The sequence below is a fragment of the Microbacterium xerophyticum genome (assembly GCF_053543555.1).
In genome coordinates this window covers 793,878-799,877 of record NZ_JBLVOB010000007.1, presented here as the reverse complement: position 1 = coordinate 799,877, position 6,000 = coordinate 793,878, and the positions used below count along the sequence as shown (strand labels likewise).

General features: G+C 66.2%; 6 protein-coding genes and 1 pseudogene. 5 read left to right on the top strand and 2 right to left on the bottom strand.

Annotated features, from left to right (window positions below; genetic code table 11):
- The coding region (locus ACNPNP_RS15390; protein ID WP_448966897.1) for a hypothetical protein at window positions 1–552 on the bottom strand (552 nt) is incomplete at its 3' end.
- A 195-nt stretch (window positions 553–747) separates the two neighbouring features.
- Here ACNPNP_RS15390 and ACNPNP_RS15385 point away from each other — a divergent pair.
- Window positions 748–1,356: a hypothetical protein gene (locus ACNPNP_RS15385; protein WP_448966896.1), complete on the top strand. Its 609-nt coding sequence runs from the start codon at window positions 748–750 to the stop codon at window positions 1,354–1,356.
- Entirely contained in the window at window positions 1,311–1,946 is a 636-nt protein-coding gene (locus ACNPNP_RS15380) for an RNA polymerase sigma factor (RefSeq protein WP_448966895.1), read from the top strand. Before ACNPNP_RS15385 ends, ACNPNP_RS15380 begins: the two co-directional genes overlap by 46 nt.
- Window positions 1,947–1,981: 35 nt before the next feature.
- On the opposite strand, the gene ACNPNP_RS15375 is transcribed toward ACNPNP_RS15380, so the two are convergent.
- The gene (locus tag ACNPNP_RS15375) at window positions 1,982–2,563 is read right to left on the bottom strand and encodes a TetR/AcrR family transcriptional regulator (RefSeq protein ID WP_448966894.1); all 582 of its coding nucleotides are present in this window, start codon (window positions 2,561–2,563) and stop codon (window positions 1,982–1,984) included.
- Window positions 2,564–2,600: 37 nt separating this feature from the next.
- On the opposite strand from ACNPNP_RS15375, the gene ACNPNP_RS15370 reads away from it, so the two are divergent.
- The 3 genes and pseudogenes from ACNPNP_RS15370 (at window position 2,601) to ACNPNP_RS15360 (ending at window position 5,942) form a co-directional block, all read left to right on the top strand.
- On the top strand, window positions 2,601–3,809 hold the full coding sequence (locus ACNPNP_RS15370) for an MFS transporter (RefSeq protein ID WP_448966893.1): 1,209 nt from the start codon (window positions 2,601–2,603) through the stop codon (window positions 3,807–3,809).
- Window positions 3,810–3,924: 115 nt separating this feature from the next.
- Window positions 3,925–5,268 (top strand): DUF222 domain-containing protein, encoded by a 1,344-nt coding sequence (locus ACNPNP_RS15365; RefSeq protein WP_448966892.1) that lies wholly within the window; start codon window positions 3,925–3,927, stop codon window positions 5,266–5,268.
- Between the two features lie 112 nt (window positions 5,269–5,380).
- A pseudogene (locus ACNPNP_RS15360) lies at window positions 5,381–5,942 on the top strand (DapH/DapD/GlmU-related protein).
- Window positions 5,943–6,000: the final 58 nt, after the last annotated feature.

Below are 6,000 nucleotides of genomic sequence, written 5' to 3'. Positions count from 1 at the left end.
GCTGCCGGCCACCATCAGCACGGTGACCACGGTGAGCCATGGCCAACGCTCGCGAACCCAGAGGACGATGCCGGCCACCAGCAGGGCGAGGGCGACGAGGAGGACCATGACCGGCGGTCCGCCTGGAGCGTTCTCGTTGCCGTAGCTGAGCGCGCCGTACTCCCGTTGCGCCACGAGTCGCATCGGCAGCGCACCCACGATCACCTCGTGGACCATGAGTGCCGCAGTCGCGGTGAGCGCCGCCACCGCCGCCCAGGTGGTGCGTGCCCAACGCAGTCCGGTGCGGATCAGCACATGCCAGGCGACGAGAACGAGCAGCGGTGTCAGGAAGGCGTGCAGCCAGTAGCGGGCGGCGTTCAGCGCTTCGAGTGCGTCGCCTTCGCCGATGGCCGCACCGAGACCGATGACGGTGTTGTCGTAGACCAGACCGAGCACCACCAGGAGGGAGAGATCGGAAACGATCGCACGGCGTCGCGCGAACAGCATCCACACGCCCCAGACGAGGAGCGCGAGATATGCGACGGCGAACCCGAGGTGTATGAAACTGTCCATGTCGCTTCACGGTAGGTGCGCGGCGTCATAGAGCCCGGGCCCTTGACGCGAGGCGGTCGCGCATGGCATCTCGACGAGTCCGGCCGGCGGGTTCGCCTATCCGGCATGCGGCGCGTCACTCGTCTGATGCGATTCTGAGACGGTTCGCCTGCGCCCGTCATGTCCTTTGTACGGGACGATGATCAGGAGAGCGCGATGAACGAAATGTTGAAGTCGGATCTCGCATCCGCCGATCCGGTTGCCGGGGGTGAGGATGCGACACTCCATGGGCTCGTGCAGCGTATGGCCCGCGATGCTCAGGCCGCGGCCGCGACGGGAACCGCGGGCCGGAGCTCGTGGTGGAAGCGTCCACGCGCAATGGTCCCCATGGGCTTCGTCGCTCTCGTGGCTGTGACCGGTGCGGCCGTGCTGATTCCTCTCCAGCTGGGCATCAACGGGACGCACGTCGAGCTCGACGCAGAGATCCCCATCGTGTACACGACCGACACGGGTGTCGAGGTCAGTTGTCGGTTCGGGATCTATTTCGGCGATCCTGCCGATCGGAGCCCGGCCGACGAGCGGCTCGCCGCGTTCATGAACGAGCACGATTGGACAGGCATCGGGCAGCGCATCTACGACGAAGCGATCGCCGACCCGTTCGTTCCCGGTCCCAACGACGAGTGGGAAGTCGATACTCCGGAACTGCGGGACCAGTCATCGTTCTTCCGCGCCACAGAAGTGATCTGGGAGGAGATACCTGACGACCTGATGCACGACGGATGGTCCTCCGGCAGCACCATGGATTGCAAAGGCCAACTCCATTGATGCGTCGACGGTCACTCCCTCCGGAGATTCACGACTGGGTCGAGCTCGTCATCCAAGACAATGCCGACGATCTTCTCCGATATCTGACGCGACGAGTGAACCAGCGAGAGGATGCAGCGGACCTGCTCGGCAATGTGTTCCTCGTTCTGTGGGAGAAGGGTGCACGGGTGCCGACTACGGACGAGGGCGCCAGAATGTGGTGTTTCGGAATCGCCCGCAACGTGCTCCGCGAGCATCGCCGGAAAGCAGTGAAATCGATCGACCTCGCGAACGCGCTACGAACTCGTCTCCGCGACGTGCCCGAGCCTGACAACGCCGCGGATGCCTTAGCCGAGACAGCGTTACGAGCCAGCGATGTGCGAAGCGTGCTGATGCGCCTCGACGAGCGAGCGAGGGAGCTTCTGATGCTCATCTACTGGGACGATTTCAGCATCGCGGATGCTGCTCGTCTGCTGTCCATCAACGAATCAACCGCAAGGACGCGTCATGTGCGCGCACTTCGCCGCCTCGAGGCGATGCTCGAATCGAGTCATCACCGAGCCGTCATCGGTGGGGATCGCAGTGACGCCGCAGTGACGCGAGGAGTTTGACCACAGACTGTCCGGCGGACAATGCACGCGTGCTCTCACCCCCGCGCGGTGCCCACGATCCGTTCGACGGCCAGTCGTGCGACCGATCGGTCATGCGGCACGACATCGAGCGCGCGATGGATCGTCAGCCCCTCGATCAAGGCATCCAGCATCCGCGCCGTGATCGGATCGAAGTGCCGCTCGAGGGCGGCGCGGCTGCGGGCCATCCATCCGCTGGTGAGTTCGCGGTAGGGCGCTTCGCGGGCGGCGAGGGTGTACAGCTCGTGTGTGAGGACGAGATCGCGTTCGGTGCCGAAGACGTCTTCGGCGATCAGCATGACAACCGCCTCACGGGCCTCGTCGACCGTGGTCGCTGCCGAGAGTCTGCGCTCGAACTGCTCGGCGATATCCCGACTGAAACGCCCGAAGGCCTCGCGCAGCAGCTCATCCATGCCCGAGAAGTGGTACGTCATCGAGCCGAGCGGCACCCCGGCCGCGACGGCCACGCGCCGGTGCGATGTGCCGGCGACTCCGTGCTCTGCGATCACATCGAGGCAGCTCGCGATGATCCGCTCTCGCCGATCCGGGTCGTAGCGCCGGTTCGTTCGCGGCGCCTTCGCGCCGGCATCCGTCGTCATGCGTACGAGTGTACGCGTCACGTGTACGATCGTCCATATGTCTTCTTCGATCGTCGTCGCCCCGGCCGTGCGCCGTGCACGCATCGGCGTCGCACTCCTGTTCCTCACGAACGGCGCGTTGTTCGCGAACATCCTGCCGCGCTATCCCGAGATCAAGGTGCAGCTCGGCCTCGACGCCGCCACCTACGGAATCGCGATCGCGGCGTTCCCGGCCGGCGCGATGGTGGCAGGGCTCGGAGCAGCTGTGCTCATCCGGCGCTTCGGGTCGGCGAAGGTGGCGGTGGTCGGCACCATCCTCACCAGCCTCGGCATCCTCGCCGCCGGCCTGGCGCCGTCGGCCGTTTTCTTCGCACTCGGCCTCTTCCTCGGCGGCGCGGCGGATGCCATCACCGACGTCGGCCAGAACGCGCACAGTCTCCGCGTGCAGCGTGGATACGGACGCTCGATCATCAACTCCTTCCATGCGATCTGGTCGATCGGTGCGGTGCTCGGCGGCTCGATGTCCGCTGCGGCGATCGCGCTGGCGCTGCCCCTCGGCATCCATCTGGGCCTCTCGGCCATCGTGTTCTGCGTCGTTTCGCTGGTCGCGCTGCGGATGTGCCTGCCGGGGCGCGACGAAGTGACGGAGGAAGAGGCGATCGCCGGCGGAACGGAGATCAGTGGTGCACTGCGCCGCGGTATCTCAGGAAAGACCGTGTTCGTCATCTTCGCACTCGTGCTGCTGTCGATCGCCGGCGCGATCGTCGAGGATGCCGGAATGTCGTGGGCGACCCTCTACCTCGGTGCGGATCTCGCCGCACCGGCCGCGATCGCCACCACCGGATACATCGCCCTCGTCGGCGCGCAGTTCATCGGGCGGATGATCGGCGACGGCATGGTTGATCGCTTCGGGCAGCGTGCCGTCGCGCAGGTCGGCGGACTCCTCATCGCGGTCGGGATGGGGCTGGCGCTGGCTTTCCCCACGATCCCTGGAACGATCCTCGGCTTCGCGGTCGCCGGGTTCGGCAGTGCCACTCTCATCCCCGCTGCTCTTCAGGCCGCCGATGCGCTGCCGGGTCTTCGACACGGCGCCGGACTCACGATCGTGTCGTGGCTTCTGCGACTGGGCTTCCTGCTCTCGCCGCCATTCGTCGGGTTCATCGCCGACAACGCCGGACTGCGTGCGGGACTTCTCATCGTGCCGATCGCGGGGGTGGTGGCGATCGCGTGCGCCGGTGTGCTTGGGCGTCGACGTTTTCGTACATAACTTCTATCCTAGCCAGGTGGGCAGGTCGGGGTTGAGAGCCGTAATGGAGGAGATCGTGGCACGTTCATGCGAACAAATGTTCGACAAAATGGAGAATGTGCTGTACGCTTGAGACATGTCGAAGCTGACCGGTCTGCACGAGGCGATCTCCCGCCTCGATGAGGCCTGGGCGGATGCTGGCGACTCGAACGATCTTTCGAGAGATCAGTTGATCGCGGTGACACAAACGATCGGTGTGCTGCAGCGTCGGCTGGATGCTGTGCATGTGGGCGTCGCGGCGGGGATCGCGAGTGAGTCCCGCGCCGAGCTAGGCGCGGATTCCTTGGCGAAGCAGCAGGGATTCCGCACGCCGGCGAAACTGATCGCCGCGTCCACTGGTGTGTCGACCGGCGATGCGATCCGCTTGATCAAAGTGGGCGAGGCGACGGCGGCGCGAACGGATCTGCTCGGTGCGCGGTTGCCGGCGAAGTACCCGCTGGTGAGCGAGGCTTTGGAGGCAGGGACTCTCAGCGCGCAGGCCGCAGCGCTGATCATCGCAGTGCTGGAGCGGTGCCGCGTCGCCGCCGGACCAGGGCGGACGGCCGAGGGTGAGAAGCTCCTGGTCGACGCCGCTCCCGGTCTCGGGCTCGACGAAGTGCGCCGGCTCGTCGTGCGGGTCGAGGCATGGCTCGACCCTGATGGTGTCGAACCGCGAGAGGACGAGCAGCGGGGCAAGCGTTCGCTCACGTTCTTCGAGCGCGGTGGGCGGCTGCATCTCAACGGCAACTTCGATGTCGAAACGGGTGCTCCGATCGTCGCCGCGCTTCGCGGATACGTGAGCGCCGCGTTCGCGGCCCGCAAAGACGCACCCGATCCGGATGCTCCGGATGCCGACCGTCGCACGGTGCCCATGCTGCAGGCCGACGCGCTCGCCCTGTTCTGCGCGCACGTGCTCGGCTGCAAGAGCGAGAAGCTTCCCCTCGCGGGAGCCACCGTGGTCGTGCGGATGCACGTCGACGCCCTGGACTCCGCCACCGGAACCGCCACGATCGACGGCATCGACCAGCCCATCAGCGCAGCCGCCGCCCGGCGGATGGCCGCTGACGGCGGCGTGATCCCCTGTGTTCTCGGTGGCGACAGCGAGATCCTCGACTGGGGCCGGAAGAAGCGCTTCTTCACGAAGGCGCAACGCCTGGCTCTCGCCGAGCGCGACGGCGGATGCGCCATGTGCAACCTTCCGCCCGAAATGGTCAAGGCGCACCATCTGCGATGGTGGAAACGCCATCATGGGCGAACCGATCTCTCCAACGGGATACTCCTGTGCGAGAGCTGCCACCATCGCATCCATGACAACGGATGGGACATCCACATCGACGGCACAGGGGTGGACGCACGGGTCTGGTTCATCCCGCCGGTTCACGTCGATTCCGCTCGCACACCCAGGCTCGGTGGCCGCGCGCGCTTCGACATCGCGGCCTGAGAGGCTGGGCCATGGCGTCGGGCGCGATGGTGCGAGGCTCAGGCTGGTCCCGCTCGCTATCGCGGACAGGACGCCCCAGATTGATCACGAGACCCATAGCAGGAGGCGCACCATGGACATCGAAGCTCTTCTGGCCGAGCTGAACTCCGGCCGCACCATCACCGGAGACTCGCCGCTCCACGAAGTGATGCATCACGCGAGCCAGGAGGCGATGCGCGTCACCGGCGAACTCAACGGCGGCTATCACGAGCCGGCCGAGGTGCGGGCGCTGCTCTCGCGGCTCATCGGCAAGCCCGTCGACGAGACGGTGACCGTCTTCCCGCCCTTCTCCGCGGACTTCGGCCGCAACATCACTCTCGGCAAGCGGGTCTTCATCAATGCCGGATGCAAGTTCCAGGACCAGGGCGGCATCACCATCGGCGGCGACTGCCTCATCGGGCACAACGTCGTGATCGCCACCCTCAATCACGACCTCGCGCCGCGCAGACATGCACCCGGCGCCCGTCACGATCGGCCGCAACGTCTGGGTCGGTGCCAACGCCACCATTCTTTCGGGAGTCACGATCGGTGATGACGCCGTGATCGCCGCGGCGTCCGTCGTCACCAAGGACGTGCCCGCAGGGTCGATCGTCGTCGGCTCACCTGCACGCGTCGTGCGGTCCGTTCCCGACTGAACCTCGCTCGCGACCCAGCGTCGGGCGCGCGAAGACTGAACCGATTTCGCGCAGACGA

Excerpts from the sequence above, each read along its gene's own strand:
- ACNPNP_RS15385 (WP_448966896.1), top strand. The coding sequence starts at position 748 with ATGAACGAAATGTTGAAGTCGGATCTCGCATCCGCCGATCCGGTTGCC.
- ACNPNP_RS15380 (WP_448966895.1), top strand. The coding sequence starts at position 1,311 with ATGGTCCTCCGGCAGCACCATGGATTGCAAAGGCCAACTCCATTGATG.
- ACNPNP_RS15375 (WP_448966894.1), bottom strand. The coding sequence starts at position 2,563 with ATGACGACGGATGCCGGCGCGAAGGCGCCGCGAACGAACCGGCGCTAC.
- ACNPNP_RS15370 (WP_448966893.1), top strand. The coding sequence starts at position 2,601 with ATGTCTTCTTCGATCGTCGTCGCCCCGGCCGTGCGCCGTGCACGCATC.
- ACNPNP_RS15365 (WP_448966892.1), top strand. The coding sequence starts at position 3,925 with ATGTCGAAGCTGACCGGTCTGCACGAGGCGATCTCCCGCCTCGATGAG.